The sequence below is a fragment of the Desulfobaculum senezii genome (genome assembly GCF_054657395.1).
On the sequence record NZ_BAAHYU010000003.1, the window covers coordinates 280,487 to 305,726 of the forward strand.

Genomic DNA, 25,240 nt, shown 5'->3' on the forward strand with positions numbered 1-25,240 from the left:
CCTTCCTTGCTGTTTGGCGTTGGTGATACCGCCGAAAGGGCGGAGCCACAGGTCGGTGGCGGCTCCGCAAGACGCGACGCCGCCGGAATGCCTTAGGGCAGCTGTCGCAGGTCTCGTGCGCCTTTTGGCAGCAGCACCCATTTGCGCCGTGCCTGCATGACCACGAAGGACTCGGTGCCAGTAACGGCGCCAATCTGCGAGAGCTCCTCGTTAATGAAGCGGTAGAGGTCGTCGATGCCTTCCGTCAGGACGATTTCCACCAGCAGGTCGTATCGTCCTGTGACGACGGCGACCCAGTTGACGTTATCGAGCTTGGAAATCTGCTCCATTTTTTGGTCAAGGGTGTTGTGGCTTTCGACGGTGAGGCCGACGAGGGCCACAGTCAGCCCTTTTACGCGGAATGGGTCGACCAGTGCGGCAACGCGTGCCACGCCGGAGGAAATGAGATTCTTAAGGCGGGAGCGGATGGTGGGGCCGGTAACGCCGAGGCGCTCGGCGAGCTTCCCTGTGGACTGCTGGCCATCTTCTGTGAGGGCAGCGACGAGTTTGGCGTCGGTTGAGTCGAGTTTTCGTTGCTGGTCCACGGCGTCCATCCTGGGCTAGGCGAGGTGTCACGGGAAAAAATCCAAACAGCAGGATTTTTCGTAAGCGTCAATTTGTACGGCAGTAAATATCTAATGGGCAAATTGTCTGTCAATATTTTTTCTTGCGCAATCGTTTTGATTGTAGCGTTTTATGACGCTTGGGAAAAAGCGATTGCTGCGGACGCCTGCGGGACGGGGGAAAGGGCGGGATGCGGCGCTCGCGGGGTGCAGAACGGGTTTGGTGAGGAATGCACGCGACGAAGAACTGCGTTGACGTTATGCACGGGGTGATTGCTCAATACAGTGGGTTGCTGGGGATGCGTGCGGCGCTAAAGATGCTGGAGCCTGTTGCGTCAGAACAAGGGAAGGCCGGAACGTTCTCCACAAGAGAGACGTGGCGCATCGGACGGCGTAGTGCGCTGTGGGGCGGCGAAAATTGCTGCGCGGGGGCGAAGGAATGGGGCAAAGGGTGTGGAGAAAGGCTCCATGTTAACGCGTGGTGACGGAGAATAATGCGAAAGGCGCGCTGCAACACAATCTGGCGCGGTTTTGGGTGTGGAAAACGTCCAGCCTGGACACGCGGGCGCCGTGGCCGCTTTACCCCCTCTGGAAGAGTGCGAGAAGTGAAATTCCTTCTGTGGCAGTGACATTTGCGCATTATTCTGCCGTGGAGAAACCCGCCGCCCACGCGGGAGCCATGGCCCTGTGGCGCGGAAAAGCGGAGCCACAGGGCAAAATGGGTGGGGCTGGCTGTGGAAAACTCGCGCACGCCCACCTAACTGCTGCGGAAGGACGCCGCGTGGATGTCGAGGCGTTTGAGAATCTTCTGGAGGGAAACGCGCTCCAGACCCGAGAGCCGCGCGGCTTCGGAGATGTTGCCGCTGGTCTTCTTGAGCAGTTCTGTGACGTAGTTGCGGGTGAATTCGTCCATCACGCGGGCCTTGGCGTCCTTGTAGGGCGGCAGGCCTGCGGGCTGGTCCTCCTCGGCGGGGCGCGACTCGGACAGGCGCACCAAGGGTAGATCAATGACATCCCCCTGCGAGAAGACGGCAAGACGGCGCATGAAGTTTTGCAGTTCGCGCACGTTGCCCGGCCACGGACGGCTGGCGAGGTAGGCGAGCACCTCGGGGGCGATTTCCTTGGGCATCAGGCGCAGCTCGCGGCAGGCCTGCGTCAGGAAGTGGTGCGCCAAAAGCGGGATGTCCTCGGTGCGCTTGTCCAGCGGCGGTACATAGACGCTGAGGACGTTCAGGCGATAGAACAGGTCCTCGCGAAAGAGGCCGTCCTTCATCTTCTGCTCAAGGTCCTTGTTGGTGGAGGCCAGAATGCGCACGTCCACGCGCACGGACTGGCTGGAACCGACGGGGCGCACTTCCTGCTCCTGCAACACGCGCAGGAGCTTTGTCTGAATATTCATGGGAATGTCGCCAATTTCGTCCAGCAGGAGCGTGCCGCCGTTGGCGGAGACGAACAGGCCCTTGTGGGAGCGGTCCGCGCCGGTGAACGCGCCCTTGACGTGGCCGAAGAGCTCGCTTTCCAGCAGCTGGTCGGGAATGGCGGGACAGTTCACCTGCAAAAACGGCCCAGCAGAGCGCGAGGACATGGAGCGGATGGCGCGGGCGACCATTTCCTTGCCGGTGCCGGACTCGCCGGTGATGAGCACGGTGTAGTCGCTGACGGCCACGGCGGCGATGGAGTCCTTGAGGCGCTTCATGGTGGCGGATTCACCGATAAGGCTGGCGCTGAGCTCGCTTTGGGCCATAAGGCTGCGCAGACGGGAATTCTCACCCAGCAGACGGGCGCGCTCAAGGCCCTTGGCCGTAGCGCGGAACAGGTCGTCCGGCTCCACGGGCTTGGTGAGAAAGTCATACGCCCCGGCTTTCAGCGCTTCCACGGCAGATTCAATGGACCCGTAGCCCGTGAGCATGACCACTGTGAGGTTTGGGTCGGCGGTGAGGGCCTGCTGGAGCAGGTCCAGCCCGGACAGGCCGGGCATGCGCAGGTCCGTGAACATGAGGGCGATGCGCTGGGTAGCGAGGATGGACAGGGCCTCCTCGCCGCTGGTGGCGGTGAAGCACGGCGTCTTTGGAAATTCGCGCGTCAGCAGGCGCGAAAGCCCGCGCGCAAAGTCGTGCTGGTCATCAACGATGAGTATGGCGTCGGACGTGGCGTCCTGATTATGCGGTAATGTCATCTGCTGTCTCCGAGATGGGGAAAGTGAGGGTGAACCGTGCGCCCCCGTCGCTGTGAACGGTGATGGTGCCGCCGATGTCGCGCATCAGGCCGAACACCACGGCGAGGCCAAGCCCCGTGCCTTTGCCCACATCCTTGGTGGTGAAGAACGGATCGAAAATCTGGCTCTGCATGTCCTTGGGAATGCCGGGGCCGTTGTCGGCCACCACAATGCGCACGGCGTCCGGCGTGGCTTCGGCGTGCACGCGCACCTCGCCCGTGTCGCGCGGGACCACGTCCAGCGCGTTGATGAGCAGATTGGACAGCACCTGCTCCAGCGAAATGGGGTCCGTGGTCACGGGGGGCAGTGCGTCCGGTACGTCCATGACCAGCCGGGCGTGCCGGGCTTCGGCCTGAACGGTAAAGACGTCGCCAAGCATGCGCAGCACCTCGCCGGGGTCGCTGGGGCCTTTGCCAGCCGAACGGGGGCGGGCAAAGTTCAGGAGGTCCTGCAGCACGTGCTGGGCCTGCTTGGTGTGGCGCAGGATAACGTCCACGTCCGCGCGGTCGTCGTCCTTTTCCGCGCCGGAGCGCAGAAGCTCCGCGTAGCAGGCGATGACGCCGAGGGGGTTGTTGATTTCGTGCGCTAGTCCGGCGGCCAACTTGCCTACGGTGACGAGCTTTTCGCTCTGCTGCATCTGGGCCAGCATCTGCTTTTCCGCCGTGTTCTCACGGGCGTAGACAACGGCGCGGCTGTCGCTCGCCTCTGCGCCGCGTACGGGGTAGATGGAAATCTGGAAGGAGCGCCCGCACGGCAGTTCGCGCTCAAACGAGAGCGGCTGGCCGCCTGCGATAACGCTGCGCAGCGGGCAGGTGTCGCCTTCGTCCCGCGACAGGCCAAACAGCGGCGGCACGGCGTCGACATAGGCCTGCGGGCTGATGGCGGATTCGCCAAGGGCGCGTGCGGCTTCGTTGGCGATAATGACGTTGCAGCCGCCATCCATAAGCAGCAGCGGGTCCGCAATGCCCTCAAAGATGGAGCCGAGCAGGTCGTTCTGCGTCAGCAGGGTGTCCAGCGCGCTGAGGTTTTCCATGGCAATGCCCAGCTGCTGCCCCAGCGCCACAAGGATGTCGCGCACCTGTCCGGGCTCGGTGTCTGCGCTGTCGTCAAAGTACAGGCACAAGTAGCCCTCCACGGTGTGCTCCGAGGAACGCACCGGGATAAAGGCGCTGTCGTAGGTGAGCAGGGGCTCGCCGCTGGCAACCACTTCGCTCCAGTTGTCCGGCTTTTGTGGCTGCACGCCGGGCTTGGGCCACGAGTAGTAGTTCTGCGAGGCCAGCGTGCAGACAAAGGCGGCCTTGCGCGCGTTAAAGCGTTTGCCAATGCGCGGGAGGGCGGCTTCCAGCAGTTCGCGGCGGGTGTGGCTGACGTTCAGCGTGTTGAGGATATTCACGAACAGCGTCACGTCCGTGCGGCGTTCCATGGCCTCGCGCGAGAGGTCGGCGGTGCGGTCGTCCACCATCTGGCGCAGGTTTACGGCGTAGTGTTCCAGTTCGCGCCGCGCCTGTGACAGGTGCGAGGCCAGTTCCTCCACGCCGTGGAGCACGTCCTCAATCTCGTCGCCGTCGCCCAGCTGGGTGAGGACGGAGGTATCCGCCTGTTCGGTGAAGTGGTCCGTCAGGACGTCCGTCAGCCGCCGCAGGTTATGCACCACCACGCGGTTGAACAAAATGTTCACGATGCCAAAGGATAACAGCGCCCCAGCGATGGCAAGGGAGATATAGCCCAGCGTTGCCCCGCGGATGCGTGACAGCGCACTGCCAACGGGCAATGTGACGGCGGTGACGCCGCCGATGGTGTCGACATCATGCCCAAAGCCGCGGGTGTTGCCGTAGCGCTGGATAAGCTCCTTGGGCGCGCGGCCCGGCTCGCCGTGGCAGTTCATGCAGGATGAGACGAATTTCACCGGGCGGGCCGTAATATAGAACTGCTGGCCGTCGATGGTGTCGAACCCGGAGAAGGTGCGCTTGCCCGGGTGGTCCTGAAAATATTGGACGAGCTCGCGCTCGCGCGGGGTGGCCTCGTAGTTGGGATTGCGCGCGCCGATGGCGACGCGGCGGTAGTGCGGACTCAGCGCGCCCGTGGTGGCCATGCCGTCCATGACCTTGCGTGAGATGTACGACGTGCTCATGGCCTCGATGATGAATTGGTCCTCGGGCAGGGCGCGGTACATGGCGGGGCGCAGGGTGCTGCGGACGTAGGTTCGCACCGCCTCCACCTGATTGAGCATCATGTCCGCCTTGCTGGCGACTTCCGTCTCCAGAAGCGTGCGCAGGTGGAAGTACAGCCCGCACGCAAAGAGCAGACCACCGCCGAGGGCGATGCCCGCGAGGCCGAGCAGGAACTTAGTCTGAAGCTTCTTTGGACGGGTGACTTTCATGGGCTCATGGTGTTTGGGTCAATGGTTCACGCGCACAGTAGACGGCCTTTGCGGCTGACGCAAGGGGTGGGTGCGTTCTTGCGGCAACACGTGTTGCCTCGGGTTTGCAAAACGCACGGCGAATGATTCGCGAAAGCGACGACTGCGAAAGCAATTATACGGATTGTGAATATTGGAACACATATTGCTGTAAACGGGCAGACGAAGAGAGGAGGTTTCACAAACCATACGGGAGGTTAGCTATGGCAAATGGCGAACTGGCGCGTCCCGGCAGTGGACCGGTATGGGCCATCAGCGTGATTCTTTTGGCCTACGCGGCCTTGGTGCAGACCGGGGCCATTACGGACACGCTGAAGGCGCTGCATGTGCACAAGGCCATGGATACCATGATCTACCTTGGGTACATTGGCGGTTTTCTCGGCGTGGTCACGGGACTCATCCTGAACATGCGCAAGGACAAACCTGTCGGCAACTTCGACATCTTTGTCGTGAACACCATCCCCGGCATCCTGTTCATTATGCTGCTGGCCATGGGCATCCGCTGGTTTGCGGAGCCGCTCATCACCATCATGTCCACCAACCTTGTGCCCGTGTTGGGCTTCAAAATCCATAAGGTGCTCAACCTCAACTATGTGGTCCTTGGCATCCTTGTGGGTATCGTCATCACCAACACATGGGGCATCCCGAATTTTGCGGCGTCCGGCGTGAAGACCGCCCGGTTCGTCCTGAAAATGGGCGTCATCCTGCTGGGTGCCCGCTACTCCTTTGCCGAGCTGGCAAAGCTGGGCATGACCTCCATCTGGATGATCGGCTTCTTCGTTTTGGGCACCGTGTTTATGGTGCTGTGGCTTGGCCGCGTGTTCGGACAGCCCAAATCCATGAGCGGCGTGCTCTCCGCCGGTATGGGCGTGTGCGGCGTGTCCGCCACTGTGGCCTGCGCCCCCGTGGTCCGCGCCCGCTGCTCCGAAATGGCCTACACCATCGGGACCATCCTCGGCTTTGGCGTGCTGTGCATGTTCGCCTTCCCCACCATTGGCAAGCTGGTGGGCATGTCCCCCACGCAGTTTGGCGCATGGGCGGGCACCGGCATTTTGAACTCCGCACAGGTTGCGGCGGCCTGCCTCGCCTACAACGCCGTGGATATCAAGACCCTCAAGGTCGGCGAAATCTTCAACATCACCCGCGTGCTGTTCCTGCCCATCATCGTTTTGGTGTTGGCCGGCTGGTACGGCCGTCAGTCCGGGCAGCGGCTCACCTTTAAGGAAGTTGTCATCGACAAGTTCCCCCTGTTCATCATCGGCTTCCTGCTGCTGTTCTTCATGTCCTCCATTGGGCTGTTCAGCCCGCCCAGTCACTACAAGGGCAAGTACCTCGACTTTACCTACAACCAGCGCACCGAGGTGACGCCGGAAGAACTCACGGTCATCAAGGGCGCCGTGGCGCAAGGCATTCCCGGTTTGCATGAGGATGAGGCCGCCGCACTGGCCGACCTGGCCCACCAGCGCCAGATTGCCGGCGACTTTGCCGACAAGGACAACCACGCCGTGTACGACGCCACCGGCCGCAAGCGTATGGCCGCTCTGGAATCCATCATCGCCCGCGTGAAGGGCGGCGAGCTGACCATTGCTGCGCCCCTCGTCTCGGCCGTGAAGCACGCCGTCAAGCAGGTGCACAAGAAGTCCAAGACCATTGTGGCCCTTACTGACGCCATGATGTGGTTCTTCGCCTACGGCCTCATTGGCCTTGGGATGCAAATCACGCGCAAGGCCATCACGCAGGCGGGCGGCTGGCCGCTGGCCATCGGGCTTATCTCCGGTGTGACCAAGGCCACGCTGTCCTTCCTTGTGGTTATCCTGTTCGTGAAGGAAGTCGTGCTCAAGTAGGAGGCAAATATGAGCGAGATTCGTACAGAAAACTGCGACGTGCAGCAGGACGATCAGTCCCAGAACGAAGAGCGCGCCCTGTCCGTGTTCGAGTCCGAACGCAACGAGGACCTTACGGCCCTTGGCTTTGTGCTGGTTGTCGTCTTCTTCGTGCTGCTGTTTACCAAATGGATGGCTTAGCTGTCCCATGAGGACGGCTGGCGGAGACTTTCGGCCTGCATAGGGCGGGCCGGATGCACCTCCCTCATTCCGTCTCCCCGGCCCGCACACGGCCCGTGCGGGCCGGGGGCAATCACCCCAAACCCGGAGGCATGAAACGACGATGTTCAGGAATATCCTCGTGGCCAGCCACGGCACCCCCGGCGCGCGTCAGGCCGAGAGCATGGCCGCGTCCCTCGCCCGGGAGTGCGGCGCGGCGCTGACCGTGCTCTCCATCGTCAACATCGACTGGAACGTCATGACAGGGGACGATTGGCTCAATTCCTCAGCCACGCGCAACCACTTTGCCAACTACGTCGAAGGCGAAATTCAGCGCGAGGTCAGCGCCGTGTGGGAACGCATTCAGGAGGAGCATCCCGACCTGTCGCCGCACTTTGTGCGCAAGGTTGGGGAGTTGGAGGACGCCCTTGTGGACGCCGCCGCAGAAGCCGGGGCGGACCTCATCGTGGTCGGCGCGCGGCAAAAGACCCGAACGCCCGGGTTCAAGGCCCGGCTCAAGGGGAAAAAGCTGCACCCCCGGCTCGGCTGTCCGTTGCTGGTGGCCCCATGAGCGTGTATTCTGAAACGATGATAGATACGTCCGGCCGACATTTTAAGGATCTCATGGGCCTGCTCATGCAGCCCCGCGCGGGGTGGACGGAGGTGAATTTGCCGTGGAACAGGGCGTTTTGGGAGGACCTGACGCCCGCCACGCTGGCGCGCCTCAACCCGCACTGGGAGCTGTCCTACGATGAGAAAGGCTCCATGCACATCTACGACCATTTGCTCGACGTCTCCTTCGTGGCGGATATCGACATGCACGTGGACGAAACCGGCTGGGCCGCGCACATCGCGCCCCTTGGCGTGGCTATCATGGCCCGCCCGCAGTCCGGCGAGTGCAACACCCTGTTCAATTACGCCTTCACCGGTGATGCGGACATCACGCTGTCCGGTTCGCAGGCCGAGGAGTGGGCGTTCTATTGGCTGCGCAGTCTGCGCGAGTATCTGCGCGTGTGCGTCGCGCGGGGACCAGCGGGCATCTTTTGGCGCTTTTTTATGCGCCGGTGTTGGCTCAGGATGTCCCCGCCACAGCGGCGCATCAGTCTGTTTATGATTAAGCTGACCCTCATGGAGATGGTGCTCATCGTTGCCCTTGGGGTCGGCTATTGGGCCTACGTCACGCTGTAGCCGCGCCGCACAGGTGCTGCGTCCCCGCGTTAGCAGGGGCAGCGGTCAGGCCAAGGGAGGAAGAACATGCGGAACTGGATGCGGCACTTCTGGTGGTCGTTTTTCGCAATCTGCTACGTTGGGTCCATGCCCGTCATTTTGTATCAACTCATGGGCCAAGGCCGTGACTGGCCCGGCATTTTCCTGCAGACCGCCGTGCTACCATCCGGAGCATGGCAGGCCGACATTCTCTGGACGAACCCCGGGTTGGCCGTGGTGTTCGCCCTCTATATCGCCACCGCGTCCGTCTACGCCACATGGCGGCGCAATGATCATCTCAGCTACCGCGAGTCGCGCGTACAGAGCGCCCGCGGCTTTTAAGCATTCTCACCGCACCACAAGAAAGCAGCCGGGACCCGCAAGCGGATTCCGGCTGTTTCACGTGTGATGTCGAGGCGTCTCGTTGAGGCTGACAACTCCTTAAGCTACCGCCGAAGCTCCCAATATTCCACCGCCATACAGCGCACCTTTTCGCATAAAAATCGACAGCGCAAGAGAACTCTCGCATTCGCGCCGCGCCGTCGCACGCCATACGATAAATCGCCGGAAAAGCGCGGGTATCGGCCGTAGACAGCGGGCGCGTCCGGCCATACCGTGGAACTGCGGCTAAGGTTCCAAGTGTTTCAACTGGAAACGTGTAAGGGAGGAACCATGATCGATAGAGAAAGAATTGCGAACAGGCAGCGTATCGGCAAGAGACTGCTTCAGTGGCACTACGAAGAAGCGCCCCACATCAAGCGTCTCGGCTTTGACGGCGAAAACGAAGAAGCCCGCCGCCTGCAAGGCAAGTTCGGCAACACCCGCGTGCAGACCTCCAAGCGCCGCAAGTACGGAAAGGATGCCATGACCCTTCAGGAACGAAAGTTCGAAGAAGCATGGCCCTGGTACGACTTCTAAGACCACCACCCAGTCACGCGCGAATGCGCGCGGCAGGACATAAGCACCATCTCACCTCCTCAGCCCCGGCACTCGCCGGGGCTTTTTTTGCGGCGAGCCATGGGGGGGGAGGTGCTGCGAATGTTTTTTTGCTCCGCAGGGTTAAGGGCCGCGGGCCCTTAACGATCCCATGTGCGCACAGACCGGGCGGCCTTGTATGGCACGGTCGTCACCCCTGACGGCTCTCGTCCGTGTGGATGGAAGAGTTTTTTTGGGGGGGGCGTTGTCGCCGCGTGCAGGACGGTGAGAATCCCTGTTTGTGGTGGGGAAAAAAACAAGACAAGAGCCCCCGCACCCACCCCTATTTTCGGGGCGGCTTCCGCCCCGAAAATCCTGGGGATTCTCAAGGGTGTCACACCCTTGAGCCGCCGGAGGCTCTCTTTATTTCTTCGGCCCTTCGCCGCTGGCGGTTTTGCCACCACTGAGGAGCCACCCGGCCATGCCCCATGTGAGGTTGGAGGCGTTGGCTGCGCCGTGGCGTTTCAGTCTCCATGCCATGATGGGTGAGCGGTGGCCGGTCATGCAGATGATGACGGCGTGGCGTGTGCGCATTTGGTCGAGGATGGGCTGCGGTGGCAGGGCGGGTGCGGGGATGTTGATGGCGCCGGGGATGTGGAAGGCGCGGAATTCCTGCGGCGTCCTGACGTCGATGAGCAGTGGCGGCGCTTCTGAGTGCAGGGCGGACTTGAGGGCCCATGGCGGGGTCTGTTTGATGCCGAAAAGCAGGACGAGGCCGTCCCAAGCGAGGATGAGGACAATGACGGTTATGATGAGGACTTTGACGTTCATGGTGCCTCCGTATGCGGTGGTGGCGGGCGCGGGGGAACGGTCTGGGGATAGTGGATTATGGACGGAAACGGGGGCGGAGGGCAAGGGGAGGGCGCGCCATCCGCCGCAAATTGCGGATGGCGCTGTGGAAAACGTGTGGATTAATGCGTTGATCCACTGAGGTTCAGGCCGATGATGCCCACAACGATGAAGGACATGAACAGCACTTTTTTGGCGGTGAGTTCGTCGCCGAAGAAGAGCACGCCCATGACGGCGACAAGGGCGATGCCCAGCCCGCACCATGTGGAGTACATGATGCCGAGGTCAAAGTAGCGCATGGCGCGCATCATAAGCCAGAAACACGCGACGTAGAAGCCCGTGGTGGCGATGATGCCCCACATGGCCTTTGCTCCGCCCATGGAGGCGTACTTGAGTGCGGAGGTGCCGAGCACTTCGCAGATGATGGAGAGAAGGAGGTAGACCCATTTCATAGGGATGCTCCCGTCAATGTCTGGAAGAACGCGTTCTTCGTTGAGTACGTGGCCTGCGTGCGGCAGGTGTCTGGAGACAACAAGGCCGCCGAAGTTCCCCTCGGCGGCCTGTGTGGAACAATTGTGTAAGCGTGGGCTTACAGAAAAATGCCGAGCATAACGCCGACGAACAGCACAACGGATATGACGCCATTGAGCGTGAAGAACGCGATGTTCACACGGCTCATATCCTCCGGCGAGATTAAACGGTGTTCGTAGACGAGAATGCCTGCCACAGCGGCCCATACGGGATAGTACCATATGCCGATGCCCGCCGCCCAGCCAGCAAGGCCGAAGAAAATGGCCGTGATGATATGGCTGAACGAGCTGAGGGTGAGCGCCGTAGGGATGCCAAGGCGCGCCGGGATGGAGTGCAGGCCGTGTTCGCGGTCGAATTCCATATCCTGACAGGAGTAGAGGATGTCGAATCCGGCCACCCAGAAGGTCACGCCAAAGAAGAACAGCACGGCGGGCAGGGTGAACGTGGGGTCATAGGCCAGCCAGCCCGCAAGGGGCGACAGGCCAAGAACACTGCCCAGCCAGTAGTGGCACAGCATGGAGAAGCGCTTCATGTAGCTGTAGCCGCCCGCCACAAAGAGCGCCACGGGCGATAAGGTCAGGCACAGGCTGTTCAGCCCAGCGCAGGCCGCCACAAAGATGGCGGCGGTGGCGATAAGGAAGATGACGGTCTCGCGGACGCTAATCTCGCCAGTGACGAGGGGGCGGCCCTGTGTACGCGGGTTCTGGGCGTCTATCTTGAGGTCCGCAAGTCTGTTGAAGCCCATGGCAAAGGAGCGGATGGCCACCATGCCAAGAGTGAGAAAGAGAAAGACCCGCAGCCCCGGCCAGCCGTCAGCCGCCAGAAACATACCGATATACGCAAAGGGCAGGGCAAAGACCGAATGCTCAATCTTTACCATCCTGCACAGGGCGAGAAACTTTTCCATCAGTGCCTCCTTGCGCGTGGCCTCGGCCAGAATGCCGCGTAGCGCCAACGCGTGGTCCGTACAATGGCCGAAAGCGGCCACAGGGCCGCTTTCGGTCAGAGAGATTCATGGACGACTCCCCACAGCCACCATGCGGTGGGGAGCCGAAATTAGTTCAGGGTCACAAGCCCGTAGTGCTTTTTGCCCTTCTTCAGCAGCAGCACTTCGCCGTGCAGAAAGTCATCTGCGGCAGGGCTGTGCATCATGTCTTTGATCTGCTCGCCGTTCACGCGGACAGCGCCGGCCGAGATATCCTTCTTGGCCTGCCCTTTGGACTTCACAATGCCAAGGTCCACCAGCATGTCCGCCAACTGCGGCAGGGAGTTGGACGCGTACTGCACGCTGGGGGCCGACTGCATGGCCGCGCGCAGGGTTGCCACGTCAACAGTGGCAATGTCGCCGCCGCCGAACAGCACGTCCACCGCGCCGAGGATTTTGTTCAGCTCGTCCTCGCCGTGGATCATGATGGTCATCTCAGCGGCCAGAGACTTCTGCGCCTCGCGCAGGTGCGGAGCCTCCTCCACGCGCTTGGCCAGTTCTTCAATCTCTTCCTGCGTCTTGAACGTGAAGAACTTCAGCAGCTTCACCACGTCGCGGTCGTCGGCGTTGATCCAGAACTGGTAGAACTCCCACGGGGAGGTCATTTCAGGATCAAGGTAAATCGCGCCCTTTTCGGACTTGCCAAACTTGGCGCCGCTGGCCGTGGTCAGCAGGGGGAAGGTCAGGGCAAAGGCTTCGCCGCTGGATTTTTTGCGGATAAGCTCCGTGCCCGCCGTGATGTTGCCCCACTGGTCAGAACCGCCGATCTGCAGGCGGCAATCCTTGGTGTTGTACAGGTGATCGTAGTCCAAGGACTGCAAAATCATGTAGCTGAACTCGGTGTAGGAGATGCCGACTTCGTCGCGGTCAATGCGCTGGCGGACAGACTCCTTGCGCATCATCTCGTTCACCGTAAAGTGCTTGCCCACGTCGCGCAGGAACTCGATGGGGTCCATTTTGCGGATCCAATCGTAGTTGTTCAGCACCTCGGTGTCGTCGCCAAACAGCTTGTGCACCTGCTTGCGGATGGCGTCGATGTTGCCGTCAATGATGCTGTAATCCAGCAGCTGGCGTTCCTGGTCCTTGCCGCTGGGGTCGCCAATACGGCCCGTGGCGCCGCCCATCAGCGCCATGGGCTTATGCCCCGCGCGCTTAAAGCGCAACAGCGCCAAAAGCGGCACCATGTTGCCCACGTGCAGGCTCTTGGCCGAAGGGTCAAAGCCACAGTACAGCGTGCGTCCCGGCGTCTCAAAGTACTCGCGGAGATTGGCTTCGTCAGTGGTCTGGAAAACAAGGCCGCGCCATTTCAGCTCGTCGATGATATTCATCGGTCTGTCCTTTTCAAAAACGCCCCCGTCAGGGCGATAAAAGTCATATGGTGAAAGAATGAAAGACTAGGGACGCTGTATACGCCCGGCGCCGGTCCCGGTGAGTGCGCCGGGCTAGCAATACAGACTCTGGGTGTACAGACGGCCATACATGACGTCTGCCCCAGGAAAGGAGGACCGTAAAAAAACGGCGGTGCGGAAGATGAATCGTGAAATATGTATATTTTGCATCATACATTCCCAGAATGTCGGAGATACGGCCTGTGGTTGTAGCCCGTGGCGCCAAGAGAGTCAAATCCAAGGGCACAACGCGCCCGCCGCGCATCCCCCTGCGCCTGCGTTGGGCGCTGCTGACGCGCAAGGGCGTCGGGGTGAGAATGGGGGCGTGGTGTGGGTGTAGGGGAAGAGTGGCGGTGGTCGGCGAGAGTTTTTTTGCTCCGCAGGTTTAAGGGCCGTGGGCCCTTAAAAATCCCATGTGCGCACAGGCCGGGTGCCTTTTATGGGACAGTCGTCACCCCTGACGGCTCTCGTCCGTGTGGATGGGGAGAATTTTTTGGTTCATCTCCTAATTCCGGGGGAAACATAAAAAATTGAGGACAACGGAAACCCTCAGTAATCTCGACAGTTGCACAACAGACGAGAGCTACAAGGAGGGCACCGTTGTCCAAGGGCAAGATTACCCGGTTGTTGGGAGACTGGAAAGGGTATCGTGTTGGAACTGTTCAGCGTCTTGAAGCCAGCGAAGCTCGGAAGCACCCCGAAGTCTGGATCGAGTTGATTCCAATCAGGCGAAGGCGAATGAGATGCAGCGGGTGCGGCAGGCTTGTCTGCGCAGTTCACGACTATGTCGAACGCTGGGTTCGTGACTTGCCTGTATTCGACGCGGCAACGCATTTGCTCGTTATCCGGCGTCGGGTCCATTGTCCCGTCTGTGGACCAAAGCTGGAGCAGCTTCCTTGGCTCGACAGGTATTCGCGTGTCACAAGGCGGCTGGCCGAGTCCGTTGTTCGGCTCTGCCGCATACTTCCCATTAAGCACATCGCGGAATGCTACGGCCTGAACTGGAAGACCGTGAAGACAATCGACAAGCGGTACCTAGCGGAAAAACTCAATCCCATTGACTTGAAAGGCGTCAAGGTTGTCGCAATGGATGAGTTTGCCATCCGCAAAGGACATCGCTACGCCACGATCATCGTCGAGCCTTACACCAAGCGGGTTCTGTGGGTAGGAAGAGGCAACAGCCGGGAGAGCATCCGACCATTCTTTGAACTGCTTGGCCGTGATGGTTGTGCCCGAATTGAGGCCGTTGCAATGGACATGAACGGTGCGTATGCCGCCGAGGTGAAGGCGCAATGCCCGAAAGCCGAGATCGTCTACGATCTGTTTCATGTCGTTGCCAAGTATGGCCGAGAAGTAATCGACCGCGTCCGAAACGATGAGGCCAATCGCCTCAATCATGACAAAGACGCCCGTAAGGTTGTCAAAGGCTCACGATGGCTGCTCCTGCGCAACAGGCAGAATCTCATGCGACAGGAAGATCGAATCCGGCTCTATGACCTGCTTCGAGCCAACAAAAATTTGATGAAGGTTTATATCCTCAAGGAGGATTTGAAGCGACTCTGGGACTACCGATACTCCAAAGCTGCCAAGCGGTTTTGGAAAGGTTGGTACCGCCGCGCCATGCAAAGCCGAGTCGAGCCGCTCATTAAATTCGCTAAGCGCCTCAAACCCTACATCTCGGGCATTATCTCACACTGCCGATATCCGCTACACACCAGCCTACTCGAAGGGATCAACAACAAGATCAAGGTGATCAAACGGATGGCCTACGGCTTTCTCGACGACGAGTACTTCTTTCTCAAAATCAGAGCAGCCTTCCCCGGAATTGGGAGATGAACCAATTTTTTTGGGGGCGTTGACGGTGTGTGAAGGGCGGTGAGAATCCCTGTTTGGCGTGGATGAGGAAAAGAGAAAGAACAAGAAAAGACAAGAGAACCTGCCCGCCCACCCTTATTTTCGGGGCGGCTTCCGCCCCGAAAATCCTGGGGATTGTTAAGGGTATCATACCCTTAACCCGCCGGAGGCCTCTTCTCTTTCCCAAAAAACGGCCCCGCTTTGCATGCAAAGCGGGGCCGTTGGCGTTTATGCTGTCACGCTTGGCGCGGCATGGCGGTGTTAGTTGGCTTTGCCGTTACCGCCGAGGGTGTTTTGCCATGCGTCGGTGAGGGCCTGAACGTGTTCTTCGACGAGGTGCTTGCCGCCGGATTCGATGACGAAGGTCTCGCCGCCGGTGACTTCGCCGATGCAGGCGCAGTGCTGTCCTGCGAAGGCGGCTTCGAAGGCGTCGCGGTTTTCGGGTGCGACGGAGACGAGCAGGCGGGAGTTGGTTTCGCTGTAGAGGATATCGGTGGCTTCCATGCTGTCTGGGCAGACGGGCACGTTGTCGAGGTTGATGCGTGCGCCGATGCGTCCGCCGATGGCCATCTCTGCTGCGGCGACGCCGAGGCCGCCGTCGGAGAGGTCGTGTGCGGCGGTGACGAGGCCGTCGGTGATGGCGCTGTGCAGGGCGTAGTAGCGTTCACGCGCGGTGACGGCGTCCACCTGCGGCACTTCGGTGAAGGGGGCCTTCATCATGTCGGAAATCTCGCTGCCGCCGAGTTCGGGGCGTGTGAGGCCGAGGATGTAGACGAGGTCGCCGGGCTTCTTGAAGTCGGAGGTGACGCACTTGTTGACGTCATCCACGAGGCCGAGCACGGAGAAGAGCACCGTGGGCGGGATGGAGATTTTCTGTCCGCCGCCGGTGTAGTCGTTCTTCATGGAGTCTTTGCCGGAGATGCAGGGCACGCTGAAGGACTGGCAGTAGTGGGCCAGCGCCTGATTGGCGCGCACGAGCTGGGCGAGCTTGTAGTGCCCGTCGGGGGTCTTTTCGGACTGGACGGGGTCGCACCAGCAGAAGTTGTCCGTCCCGGCCATGTGGCGCGGGTTGGCGCCGATGGCAACGGCGTTACGGATGGCTTCGTCGATGGCGGAGGCCATCATCCAGTAGGTGTCCAGCTTGGAGAACTTGGGGCAGATGCCGTGGGAAACGACTATGCCCTTGGTGCTGCCGAGCACGGGACGCATGACGCCAGCATCGGAGGGGCCGTCGTTCTGCGCGCCGGTAAGGGGCTTGACCACGCTGCCGCCCTGCACTTCGTGATCGTACTGGCGGACGATGTATTCCTTGGAGCAGATGTTGAGGCGGCCGAGCATCTTCTTGAGCAGATCGGCGTGATCGGCCACGAAGAAGGGGATGTACGGATCCTCGTCTGCGGGGCGTTCCCAGATGGCCTTGAGCTGCATCTGCGGTACGCCGTCGTGCAGGAACTGCATGGGCAGATAGGCGACGGGGCGGTCCTTGTAGGTGACGTGGAAGTAGCCGGAGTCCGTGAATTCGCCAAGAACACTGGATTCCACGTTCATTTCGCGCGACAGGGTGAGGAAGGCGTCCAGCTTGTCCTGCGGCACGGCGAGGGTCATGCGTTCCTGCGCTTCGGAGAGCAGAATCTCCCACGGGCGCAGGCCGTCGTACTTGAGGGGAGCCTTGGAGAGGTCCATTTTGCAGCCGCCGCAGAACTCGGCCATTTCGCCGACGGAGGAGGACAGACCGCCTGCGCCGTTGTCGGTGATGGCGTTGTAGAGACCGGCGTCACGGGCGCGCATGAGGAAGTCGTACATCTTGCGCTGGGTGATGGGGTCGCCAATCTGCACGGCGGTGGCGGGGGAGCCTTCGTGGAGTTCCTCGGAGGAGAAGGTGGCGCCGTGGATGCCGTCCTTGCCGATGCGGCCGCCGCACATGACGATGGCGTCGCCGGGGATGGCGGTCTTTTCGTGGCTGGGCTTGCCGCTGACTTCAGCGGGTAAGAGGCCGATGGTGCCACAGAAGACAAGGGGCTTGCCGAGGTACTGCTCGTGGAAGACCACGGAGCCGTTCACGGTGGGGATGCCGGACTTGTTGCCGCCGTGCTCCACGCCTTCGCGCACGCCTTCAAGCACGCGGCGGGGGTGCAGCAGACGGGGCGGCAGAACCTTGTCATAGAAGGGCGAGGCAAAGCAGAACACATCGGTGTTGCAGATGAGGTCTGCGCCCATGCCGGTGCCCATGGGGTCGCGGTTCACGCCGACAATGCCGGTGAGCGCGCCGCCGTAGGGGTCGAGGGCGGAGGGGGAGTTGTGCGTTTCGACCTTGATGCAGATGCTGTGGTCCTCATCAAAGGTGATGACGCCGGCGTTGTCCTTGAAGACGGACAGGCAGAAGTCGTCCTCGCCGCGTTCCTCGCGGATGCGGGCGGTGGAGTCCATGATGAAGGTCTTGAAAATGCTGTCGATGGTGGTGCGGGTGCCCTTTTCGCGGTTTTCGTAGTCGATTTTGGCGCTGAAGATTTTGTGCTTGCAGTGCTCGGACCACGTCTGGGCGAGGGCTTCCAGCTCCGCATCCGTGGGGTGGGCGCTGAGGCCTGCGGCCTTGCGCGCGGCGGCTACGTCCGGGGCGGTGTAGTGGTCGCGGATGGTCTGCATCTCCTCAAGGGAGAGGGCGAGGGTGTTCTCGCGGGAGAAGGCGACGAGCTCGTCGTCGGTCATGGACTGCAGGTCAACCTCGGCGACGTCGTCGAGCACTTCGCCGGTGACCTGTGCGGCCTTGGGCTCAAAGCCCGGGGCCTTGGCCCAGTCGGCGGCGGATTTGTACTCAAAGCGCTGGATCAGCTCGTTGGCGAGGAAGTCCTTGCCGATGCGGGCGACGTCGTCCTCGGACAGGTCGCCGGACAGGAGATACTGGGTGGAGGTGTATACCGCGATGGTTTCGGCCTCTTCCGGAGTGCGCTCCAGAATGAGGGCAAGGCTTTGGTGGGCGGTGCGGCCTTCGTTGTCGGTGACGCCGGGCCTAAAGCCCACTTCGATAATCCAGTCGAACCCATCGGCCTGCGGCGTGGTGGAGGCGACGTGGAGGACGGGGTCGTGCAGGGCGGCGGCATCAACGATGGAACGGACGTCGCAATCGTCCACGCCCTGAATGGTGAAGACCTTGATAATACGGCAATCCGTCACGGGCAGCCCCAGCGCGTGGGTGATGCCGTGGGCAACCTTTTTGCCCACAGTGTCCGTGACATGCTTCTGAAGTCCCAACTCAACTCGCCTGAGCATTGACGTGTCTCCCTGTTTGCGTGCTGCTCGGACCGGGAGTCCGGTCCTGCGGTTCCCTTGAAAAGATGAAGCCGGGTCCACGGTTGTGGCCCGGTCTGTCAGTGCGCCCCGCATGGGGCGGCGTCGAAGTCGCGAAAAATCATTCCATCCAGTGGATGCGGTTGCCGCCGACGGCCTTGGCGGCATAGGTGCCTTGGTCCGCGCGCCGCAGCAGGTCCGCCGGGCGTTCGTCCTCGCCGAGGAGCGCCGCGCCCATGCTGAGGCCGACTGCGCCCTTGAAGCGGGTGTTGACCGCCTCGTGAATGCGCTGGGCCAGCGTGCGCATGCCTTCCTCGCTGGTTTCCGTGACAATGACGGCGAACTCGTCCCCGCCGTAGCGGCAGGGATAGTCCGTCCCGCGGCGGACGGTGTGGCGCAAAATCTGGGCGACGCCCTTGAGGACGTCGTCTCCGGCCTGATGGCCGTGGGTGTCGTTGATGGCTTTAAAGCCGTCTAGGTCGAAAAAGAGCAGCCCCAGCGGTCGGCCTGTGCGGCCAAAGCGCTGCGCTTCGCGCTCCAGCAGGCTGTGGAACTGGTAGTGGTTGAACAGCCCCGTCAGCCCGTCGCGCACGGCCTGCCTGCGGAGCTTTTCCTCAAGCCGCCGGATGTCCGTAAGGTCGCGGCCCACAACGAGGTAGGTTGCCTGCTCGCCCGCGGTGCCCACAAGGAGCGAGATGACCATCTCAAGGGGGAGGGGCTTTTCGCGCCCAACATCAAGGGCAACCTCCACACTGGTGGTCTGCGGGTGCAGGCGCGAGGCATCCCATGCGCCGTCGTTTTCGTCCACGGGGGTGGCCACGGTGAACAGATTTTTACCCACGAGGTGGCGTTCATGCTCCGGCGAGGCAAAGGTGATGACGCCGCGCGCGTCCGTGGTGAGCACAACGTCGCGCATGGAGGAAATGACCTGCTCCAGAAATGCCCCCTGCCGCAGGGCCTGCATTTCAACGGAGGAGACCTCGGTGACGTCCTCAATCATGAACAGAATATCCTGCTTGTCCTGCTTGTGGGCGGAGAGATAGACGCAGCGGGGCGGCGTGTCCCCGGAGGGCTGCAGGCAAAAGACCTTGCTGAATGCCTCGCGCGAGGGCGTGGAGAGAAAGTCCGTCCAGTCGCGGCCAAGGCCGGTGGAGCCGATTTCGTGCAGGCAGTCGATGATGAGGCGCCCTTGGGGATTCTGCGGGTAGCCGAGGAGCTCGTAGAGCTTTTGATTCATCTCCCACACGCGGCTTTCGGCGTCGAGGCGGGCAACGCCCACGGGCAGATTATCCAGCGTGCGCGCCTTGCTGACAAGGACCGCTTGGCGCTTGTTGTAGCGTTCAAGGGAGCGGCTGACGAAGCGCAGATACAGCTGCGCCTTGGCCATGATGTCGTCCGAGGCACCGGTGTGGGGGAAGCGGATTTCGCCCCATTTGTCGCCAACGGCAATGAGCTGATGGGCGTCGCCTGCTGCGCCCCGCCATGGCAGGTCGGCAAGCTGTTCGGCCGCGCCGGAGGCGGTGACGCCGTCCTCGGGGTGGCACTGATAGAGGCTCCAGCGGTGCTGCCCCGGTTCGCTCAGGCACAGGTCCCAGTCGCTGAGGGCGAAGTTCCAGCGCAGATGGCGGGCCAGGGTGCGGGCCACGGTGTGGGTGCCGCCGTCGGCGGAGGCGATTTCCATGGCTTGCAGATGGAAGGTCTGCATGTCCTGCAGGGAGTGCTCGTAGAGCCTGTCGGCCTTTGGCACTTCGGAAAGATGGATGGTGGAGAGCATGGAGCGGAAGCGCGTCAGACACATGGCGCGCAGTTCTTCCATCTCCTCGCGGGTGAGGCCGAGAATCTGCCGGATGAAGGCCTCGTGATGGACGAGTTCCTCCGGGGCGTTCATGCCGTGGCAGTCGTTGGCGAGTTCGGCCCAGCGGGTGGCGAGGATGACGATACGGGTCGGAACGGGGTGGCGCTCGATGTCGTCCAAGTCATGGTGGTGGCGGATGCTGTCGCACCCGATGTCCGGGATGTCCCAGAGGCGCAGAAGCTGCGCGGAAAGTTCGGCGTGGTCAACGGACCATATTTCGCGCTCGGCCTCCAGCTGGCCGGGGCGCAGGCAGGTGAGGGGGACCTTTGGCGGAGGCGGCAGGGAACCGTTTTCGTCGCCAGAAAGCGCGATGAGGGAGATATCCTTGAGCAGGGTGCACAGGTAGAGCTTGTCGGCCTTGTCCGGCACGGCGCGCTCGGCCATCAGCCCGGCGGCCACGGCGGACCACACCACCATGCGCCAGTTGCAGAAGGCGTCGTCTGTGTCCACAGCGGCGGACTGGCGCGATTCCAGATAGGAGACGGACAGGGCAATCTTGAGAATCTCGCGCGTGCCGAGGACCACGGCGGCGCGTTCCAGATTGGTGACGCCCTGCGACAGGCCATAAAAGGGGGAGTTGACCAGATTCAGCACGGCCACAGTCATCGCCGGATCAAGGCTGATGATGCGGGCGATGGCTTCGAAGCTCGGCTCGGGTTTGACCAGTTCCTGCAGCAGCTTGGACATTGCGGGCGGGAAGGTCTGTTCCAGACTCTGTCTGGCGGAGGTGAGAACGGTCTTCAAGGCGTGCTGCATGGTCGGGTGCCTGTGCTCCTACTTTTCCCGTGACAGAACGTAGTCCAGAACCGAGTGGAGAACCTCTCGCTCCGGTGTCTCCGGGAAGGCCGAGAGGGCGTCGTGGGCCATGTTGGCGTAGCGCTCTGCGGCTTCGCGTGTTTTCTGCGGCAGGCCAAGGCGCGTTATCTCGCCGAGGATGTGCGCTGTTTCGTCCTCTGTCAGGGCATTGTCCCGGAACTTGGTCAGCACCTGCTGGCGCTCGGCGTCCGGGAGGGAGTCAAAGTAGCCGATGAGCGGCAGGGTGAGCTTGCCTTCCTTCAGGTCGCCGCCCGAGGGCTTGCCCGAGACGTCCGAGGGGGACACGTAGTCGAGGGCGTCGTCCACAAGCTGGAAGGCGATGCCAAGGTACAGCCCGTAGTTGTGGGCGGCCTGTTCCTGCTCTGGTGTGGCTCCGGCGACAATGGCTCCGGCCTCGCACGCGGCCTGAAAGAGGTAGGCCGTCTTGCCGGTGATGATGTCGAGGTAATCGTCGTTGGTGAGGTCCGTATTGCGGACGTTGGCGATTTCCTTCACCTCGCCGGTGGCGGTGCGCAGGATGGCCTCGGACAGGATGGCGGTGAGGCGCGGCTCGCCGTAGTCCGCCACAAGGCGGTTGGCAAGGGCCAGCAGCACGTCGCCTGCGAGGATGGTCACGTTGGGGCCGTAGACGATGTGGGCGCTTTTGCGGCCACGCCGCAGGGCGGCTTCGTCAAGGATGTCATCGTGCAGCAGGGTGGCGGAGTGGAGCATCTCCAGCGAGCAGGCCAGCGGATAGGGCGTATCGCCCTGCGCGCCAAGGGCGCGGGAGGCCAGCAGCGTCAACAGCGGCCGGATGCGCTTGCCCCCAGCGGCCAGAACGTGCTGGATGGGCGGCCGGACACTGCCGTCGAGCTTGTCTGTTTCACGCTCCAAGAACGCATTGATGCGCGGGAGCTCGTTTTCAAGATACGATAAAATAAGCTTGTGCATAGGTGGTGTATTATCCATGTTCCCCTGTTGCAGGGCAAGACAAGAGTAATGGGCTGAACAGGGTGGTCCCTATCCGATAGATGCTCCGGATGCAAGCTGCGAAAGCCTCTTGAGCGCGCAGCGTCCGGCCTCGGACATATCAACGCTCAGGTCGTCCACATAGGCTGCAATGTGCCGCTCCAGCGTTTCATCGTCCATTTCCTGCGCCAAGGTGCGCACCAGCGGCCAGATATCCTCGCGGTGGGCGCGGGCGTGGAGGATGCTGCTGCGGATGCTCTCGGTGATGGCGCCGCGCTCGGCTTCGGGCAGTGCGGTGCGCGCGGCAATGACGCCAAGGGGAATGGGGGCCTCTTCGCCCTGTTCCTTCCACCATGCGCCAAGGTCCATGCGCAGCTGGAGGCCGTAGCGCTCGTAGACGAGGGCGGTTTCGTGGATGACCAGCCCCGCGTCCACCTTGCCCTGTCGCACGGCGTCCACAATGTCCGAGAACAGCATAGGGACGGGGGTGAAGCCGTTTGGCAGGGCGGCGCGCAGTACGGTGTAGGCCGTGGTGCCAAGGCCGGGGACGGCAACGGTCTTCGGGGTCTTAGGCGCGTCGGGGCGTGCCACCAGCTTGGGCCCGGCGCCTTTGCCAAAGGCCGCGCCGCTGTCCAGCACGGTGTAGGTGCGGGTGAGGCCAAGGGATGCGGCGGCGGACATCTTGACGACGTCGTAGCGCTCCTCGGCGGCGGCGTGGTTGAGTTCCTCGACGTCCGCCCACACAAAGCGGACGGGCCGCTCAAGGCGCTCTGGGATGCGGCCCAGAATCCATGCGGCAAAGATATACGTGTCGTTAGGACACGGGGAAATGGCAACGGTCAAAGCATCAGTCATGGTCATGGTCCAATTGCCGGGTCTGTGTCCGGCGTGCCTCCGGCAGGGCCGGAGCGTGGTTGTACTGTTCCCGCTTTGGGGTGTGTGCGGCGCGTGGCGCGGCATAGGCGCGCGTCGTTTGTGACGGCGAAAATCCACGTGCGGCGGATATTTTTGCCGTTTTGGCTGTGGAAAACTGTGCGCCTGGGCGCGTTATTCTGCCGCGGGGCCAAGCAGGGTTTCACAGGCGGCGGCAAGGGCCGCGAAGGCTCCGGGGATGTCCCAGTCTGCCGCGGCGCGGGAGCCAACGGCGTTGGACACCGTGCGCAGTTCAAGGAACGGCACGCCTGCCTGCGCGCAGGCAAGGGCGCAGGCAAAGCCTTCCATGTTCTCCACCTTCGCGTCCGGGTAGCGCGCTTGTATGGTTGCGGCCCGTTCCGGCGTGCCACTGACGCCTGCAACGCTCACAATGGGCGCAAGAGGCCACGCCTGCGGCAGCGTAAGGCCCATGGCCGTTGCGGCGTCGTGCGGGGACAGGGGGAGGCGGTCATACACGTCGCCGCCTTCCCACTGCGCAAAGCCAAGGCCCTGCGGCGACAGCCCGCTTGGCGTGAACAGGCCGTACTCCGGGAAGATTTCAGCGCTTGCGGCGCATGTTGCGCCAAGGGGCAGGGCGGCAAGGTCGAGGCTGCCGCCCAGTCCGGCGTTGACCACGCCGCAAATCTCCGGGTGCGCCCCCAACATGCGGCCTGTGGCAATGCCCGCGCTGACAGGGCCAACGCCCGTAATCAGCACGCGGCACGCGCGCCCATGCAGTGTGGCCGCCGCGCTGCCTCCCGGCTTGGGGAGGTCCTGCAGCGCGGGCAGGGCGGCGGCGCATTCCTTGGCGGTGGCAAAGACCAGCGCAATCATGATTCGTCCTTCCGGATGGTCAGTCTGTACAGGCCGTCGCCAATGCGCGCTGTGGAGACAATGCTGGCGCCCCTGTGCCGCAGGACGATGTCCACCTTTGGCAGGCCCGCCTCGTTGGCGTCGGCCTCCATGGTGCCACCCGGCGGCAGGGACTGGAGATGCAAACTCATCTCCCGGAATCCGGCTCAGCAGTCCTGCCAGCAGTTAATGCGCCGTACGCCGTCCTGCATCGTGCAAAGCTCCTACAGCCGCCACAGTTCCAGCCCGAGGGCTTCGAGGCTGTTGCGGTCGAAAAGGCTCTTGATGTCCATCACCACGCCCTGTTTCGGGTCGCGGAAGAATCCGGCGATGGTCTCGGCCGAGAACGCCATGTATTCCTCGTGCGGCACGGCCAGAATCAGGCCGTCCAGCTCCGTGAATTCCTCAAGGCCCACAAGGTCCAGCCCGTATTCGTGGCGGGCTTCCTCGGGGTCGGCCATGCTGTCGTGGATGAGCACGTTGGCGCCGTATTCGCGAAGCTCCGTCACCACGTCAACAACCTTGGTGTTGCGCAGGTCCGGCACGTTTTCCTTGAAGGTCAGGCCAAGGATGCCGATGCGGGCGTCCTTGATAAGGCAGCAGCGGGCGATGAGCTTTTTGATGAGCGTTTCGGCCAGCCATTTGCCCATGGAGTCGTTAATTTCACGTCCGGCAAGGATAACCTGCGGGTGAAAGCCCATCTCCTCGGCCTTGAAGGTCAGGTAGTAGGGGTCCACGCCAATGCAGTGCCCGCCTACAAGGCCGGGGCGGAAGGGCAGGAAGTTCCACTTCGTGCCTGCGGCCTCCAGCACCTCGACGGTGTCGATGCCCATGCGGTCGAAAATAAGGGCCAGCTCGTTCATCAGGGCGATGTTCAGGTCGCGCTGGGTGTTTTCGATGACCTTGGCGGCCTCGGCCACCTTGATGCAGGACGCGCGGTGCACGCCAGCAGTGACAACGGTTTCGTACACGCGGCAGAGCAGGTCCGCCGTGGCGTCATCCTGTCCGGCCACCACTTTGACGATGGTTTCCAGCGTGTGCACCTTGTCGCCGGGGTTGATGCGCTCCGGCGAGTAGCCCACAAAGAAGTCCGCGCCGCAGGTGAGGCCGGACTGCTCCTCAATGATGGGGACGCAGATTTCTTCCGTGAGGCCGGGGTACACCGTGGATTCGTAGACAATGACGGTGCCGGGGGCGAGGTTGGCTCCAACGGTGGTGGAAGCCCCCGTGACGGGAGTCAGGTCCGGGCGGCGGTTGGCGTCGATGGGGGTGGGCACGGCCACGATGATGAGGCCGGCCTTTTTCAGGTCCGCCGGGTCGCAGGTGTAGTCGATGGAGACGGTAGGGAGCTTGCCGTCCTCAACCTCGCCCGTGCGGTCAAAGCCGCCCTTCAGCTCGTCAACGCGCTTGGCGGAAATATCAAATCCGATGACGGAAAAGTGTTTGGCCAGCGCAACGGCAAGGGGCAGGCCGACATAGCCCAGCCCAACAACGGCAAGGGGCGTCTTTTTGCTACGCAGGTCTTCAAACGATACCATGATGTCAACTCCTTCAATGCACCGGCAT

21 protein-coding genes are annotated in these 25,240 nt (G+C 62.1%); 7 read left to right on the forward strand and 14 right to left on the reverse strand.

Going from position 1 to position 25,240, the window contains the following annotated elements:
• Positions 1 to 92: 92 nt before the first annotated feature.
• The 3 genes from ACYQ2T_RS10395 to ACYQ2T_RS10405 form a co-directional block, all read right to left on the reverse strand.
• On the reverse strand, positions 93 to 584 hold the full coding sequence (locus tag ACYQ2T_RS10395; protein WP_404843872.1) for an Lrp/AsnC family transcriptional regulator: 492 nt from the start codon (positions 582 to 584) through the stop codon (positions 93 to 95).
• 775 nt (positions 585 to 1,359) lie between these two features.
• Complete coding sequence (locus ACYQ2T_RS10400; protein ID WP_459900394.1) at positions 1,360 to 2,778, reverse strand: sigma-54-dependent transcriptional regulator; 1,419 nt, start codon at positions 2,776 to 2,778, stop codon at positions 1,360 to 1,362.
• Positions 2,762 to 5,197: a c-type heme family protein gene (locus tag ACYQ2T_RS10405; RefSeq protein ID WP_459900396.1), complete on the reverse strand. Its 2,436-nt coding sequence runs from the start codon at positions 5,195 to 5,197 to the stop codon at positions 2,762 to 2,764. The genes ACYQ2T_RS10400 and ACYQ2T_RS10405 overlap by 17 nt, the downstream gene beginning before the upstream one ends.
• 242 nt (positions 5,198 to 5,439) lie before the next feature.
• Between ACYQ2T_RS10405 and ACYQ2T_RS10410 the strand changes: the two genes are divergently transcribed.
• The 6 genes from ACYQ2T_RS10410 to ACYQ2T_RS10435 all read left to right on the forward strand — a co-directional run bounded on the left by ACYQ2T_RS10410 (position 5,440) and on the right by ACYQ2T_RS10435 (position 9,402).
• Complete coding sequence (locus ACYQ2T_RS10410) at positions 5,440 to 7,080, forward strand: YeiH family protein (RefSeq protein WP_404843869.1); 1,641 nt, start codon at positions 5,440 to 5,442, stop codon at positions 7,078 to 7,080.
• A 9-nt stretch (positions 7,081 to 7,089) separates the two neighbouring features.
• The gene (locus tag ACYQ2T_RS10415) at positions 7,090 to 7,260 is read left to right on the forward strand and encodes a hypothetical protein (RefSeq protein ID WP_404843868.1); all 171 of its coding nucleotides are present in this window, start codon (positions 7,090 to 7,092) and stop codon (positions 7,258 to 7,260) included.
• Between the two features lie 142 nt (positions 7,261 to 7,402).
• Entirely contained in the window at positions 7,403 to 7,849 is a 447-nt protein-coding gene (locus ACYQ2T_RS10420; RefSeq protein ID WP_459900398.1) for a universal stress protein, read from the forward strand.
• On the forward strand, positions 7,846 to 8,466 hold the full coding sequence (locus ACYQ2T_RS10425; RefSeq protein WP_459900399.1) for a hypothetical protein: 621 nt from the start codon (positions 7,846 to 7,848) through the stop codon (positions 8,464 to 8,466). Before ACYQ2T_RS10420 ends, ACYQ2T_RS10425 begins: the two co-directional genes overlap by 4 nt.
• Before the next feature lie 66 nt (positions 8,467 to 8,532).
• The gene (locus ACYQ2T_RS10430) at positions 8,533 to 8,826 is read left to right on the forward strand and encodes a hypothetical protein (protein WP_459900400.1); all 294 of its coding nucleotides are present in this window, start codon (positions 8,533 to 8,535) and stop codon (positions 8,824 to 8,826) included.
• A 330-nt stretch (positions 8,827 to 9,156) separates the two neighbouring features.
• Positions 9,157 to 9,402 carry a hypothetical protein gene (locus ACYQ2T_RS10435; protein WP_459900402.1) on the forward strand — a complete coding sequence of 82 codons (246 nt, stop codon included), beginning with the start codon at positions 9,157 to 9,159 and terminating at the stop codon, positions 9,400 to 9,402.
• Positions 9,403 to 9,822: 420 nt separating this feature from the next.
• Here ACYQ2T_RS10435 and ACYQ2T_RS10440 read toward each other — a convergent pair whose 3' ends face one another.
• From ACYQ2T_RS10440 to tyrS, 4 genes are all read right to left on the reverse strand, one after another.
• Positions 9,823 to 10,230 (reverse strand): rhodanese-like domain-containing protein, encoded by a 408-nt coding sequence (locus ACYQ2T_RS10440; protein WP_459900404.1) that lies wholly within the window; start codon positions 10,228 to 10,230, stop codon positions 9,823 to 9,825.
• Positions 10,231 to 10,370: 140 nt separating this feature from the next.
• Positions 10,371 to 10,700 carry a DMT family transporter gene (locus ACYQ2T_RS10445; protein WP_404843862.1) on the reverse strand — a complete coding sequence of 110 codons (330 nt, stop codon included), beginning with the start codon at positions 10,698 to 10,700 and terminating at the stop codon, positions 10,371 to 10,373.
• Positions 10,701 to 10,837: 137 nt separating this feature from the next.
• Positions 10,838 to 11,686: a 4-hydroxybenzoate octaprenyltransferase gene (locus ACYQ2T_RS10450; RefSeq protein ID WP_459900405.1), complete on the reverse strand. Its 849-nt coding sequence runs from the start codon at positions 11,684 to 11,686 to the stop codon at positions 10,838 to 10,840.
• A gap of 149 nt (positions 11,687 to 11,835) precedes the next feature.
• On the reverse strand, positions 11,836 to 13,092 hold the full coding sequence (gene tyrS / locus ACYQ2T_RS10455) for a tyrosine--tRNA ligase (protein WP_459900407.1): 1,257 nt from the start codon (positions 13,090 to 13,092) through the stop codon (positions 11,836 to 11,838).
• 660 nt (positions 13,093 to 13,752) lie between these two features.
• Here tyrS and ACYQ2T_RS10460 point away from each other — a divergent pair.
• On the forward strand, positions 13,753 to 14,988 hold the full coding sequence (locus tag ACYQ2T_RS10460) for an ISL3 family transposase (RefSeq protein WP_459898806.1): 1,236 nt from the start codon (positions 13,753 to 13,755) through the stop codon (positions 14,986 to 14,988).
• A 279-nt stretch (positions 14,989 to 15,267) separates the two neighbouring features.
• Here ACYQ2T_RS10460 and ACYQ2T_RS10465 read toward each other — a convergent pair whose 3' ends face one another.
• From ACYQ2T_RS10465 to ACYQ2T_RS10495, 7 genes are all read right to left on the reverse strand, one after another.
• Positions 15,268 to 18,273, reverse strand: coding sequence for an AIR synthase-related protein (locus ACYQ2T_RS10465; protein WP_459900408.1), 3,006 nt, complete (start codon positions 18,271 to 18,273; stop codon positions 15,268 to 15,270).
• 139 nt (positions 18,274 to 18,412) lie between these two features.
• Positions 18,413 to 20,902: a diguanylate cyclase gene (locus ACYQ2T_RS10470; protein WP_459900410.1), complete on the reverse strand. Its 2,490-nt coding sequence runs from the start codon at positions 20,900 to 20,902 to the stop codon at positions 18,413 to 18,415.
• An 18-nt stretch (positions 20,903 to 20,920) separates the two neighbouring features.
• Positions 20,921 to 21,910 carry a polyprenyl synthetase family protein gene (locus ACYQ2T_RS10475; protein ID WP_459900412.1) on the reverse strand — a complete coding sequence of 330 codons (990 nt, stop codon included), beginning with the start codon at positions 21,908 to 21,910 and terminating at the stop codon, positions 20,921 to 20,923.
• Between the two features lie 51 nt (positions 21,911 to 21,961).
• Complete coding sequence (locus tag ACYQ2T_RS10480; RefSeq protein WP_459900414.1) at positions 21,962 to 22,765, reverse strand: 1,4-dihydroxy-6-naphtoate synthase; 804 nt, start codon at positions 22,763 to 22,765, stop codon at positions 21,962 to 21,964.
• A 192-nt stretch (positions 22,766 to 22,957) separates the two neighbouring features.
• The gene (mqnB, locus tag ACYQ2T_RS10485) at positions 22,958 to 23,656 is read right to left on the reverse strand and encodes a futalosine hydrolase (RefSeq protein WP_459900416.1); all 699 of its coding nucleotides are present in this window, start codon (positions 23,654 to 23,656) and stop codon (positions 22,958 to 22,960) included.
• The gene (locus ACYQ2T_RS10490) at positions 23,653 to 23,826 is read right to left on the reverse strand and encodes a hypothetical protein (protein ID WP_459900417.1); all 174 of its coding nucleotides are present in this window, start codon (positions 23,824 to 23,826) and stop codon (positions 23,653 to 23,655) included. The genes mqnB and ACYQ2T_RS10490 overlap by 4 nt, the downstream gene beginning before the upstream one ends.
• A gap of 72 nt (positions 23,827 to 23,898) precedes the next feature.
• A complete protein-coding gene (locus ACYQ2T_RS10495; RefSeq protein WP_459900419.1) occupies positions 23,899 to 25,212 on the reverse strand; it encodes a nucleotide sugar dehydrogenase in 1,314 nt (437 codons plus the stop codon).
• Positions 25,213 to 25,240 lie beyond the last annotated feature (28 nt).